Origin of the sequence: Brachyspira sp. SAP_772 (assembly GCF_009755885.1) — a bacterium.
Taxonomy (GTDB): Bacteria; Spirochaetota; Brachyspiria; order Brachyspirales; family Brachyspiraceae; genus Brachyspira.
On sequence record NZ_VYIX01000082.1, the window covers coordinates 1 to 857 of the forward strand.

Genomic DNA, 857 nt, shown 5'->3' on the forward strand with positions numbered 1-857 from the left:
CTACTATGGCTATTGTAAACTTTATTAGTATGTCGCTTATACTTATTTATTATTTTACAGGGCATTGGAAGAAAGGAGCTAATATAGCCAGTCATTCTGCTGCTAAAGAAAATGAAGCTTAAAATGATACTTGAAACATTGAAGCAAATAAAATATACTGATTGTTGTAATTCATAAATATTAATAAAGGCTTTTATGCAAAAAATTGACATAGATAATTTGAATCCTATTATAAAAGAGTTGTTTAAGTTAAGGGGAGTAGTTTCAAAAGAAGATATTTTTGATTTTTTCTTTCAAGATATATATTCGCTTTCTAATCCATTTAATATTAGGGATATGAATGCTTTTGTAGATAGGCTAAAAGAAGCTATAGAGTAYAATGAAAAAATATTGATATATGGCGATAAAGATGCTGACGGTGTTACTGCTGCTTCTATAATATATAATACTCTTAAGGCTGTTACAAAAAATGTTGAAGCTTTTGTTCCTAATCATGAAGTGGGATATGGTCTTTCAAAAGATGTCATTGAAAGTTATGCTAATTCTGGGGTGAGTTTAATCATTACGGTTGATTGCGGTATATCGAATGTTGAAGAAGTTGAGTTTGCAAGAGAGCATTCTATAGATATTATAGTAACAGACCATCATGATATACCTGAAATACTTCCAAATGCATATTTAATATTTAATCCTAAACTTTCAAATACTGGTTTTGTTTCCAAAAACTTTTCTGGKTGTGCTGTTGCATTTAAGCTTATGCAGGCATTTGTTTTTTCTTATACAAAACTTTATAACAAAGATATCATTATATTAGATTATGAGATAGATAAAAATACTGATAAGTTAAAAAGAATAAG

The 857-nt window shown here is 28.3% G+C and carries 1 protein-coding gene; it reads left to right on the forward strand.

Annotated features, from left to right (window positions below; all coding sequences use genetic code 11):
* Nucleotides 1-195: 195 nt before the first annotated feature.
* Nucleotides 196-857, forward strand: a 662-nt coding sequence (locus GQX97_RS12715) for a DHH family phosphoesterase (protein ID WP_198391237.1), incomplete at its 3' end; no start/stop codon positions are given.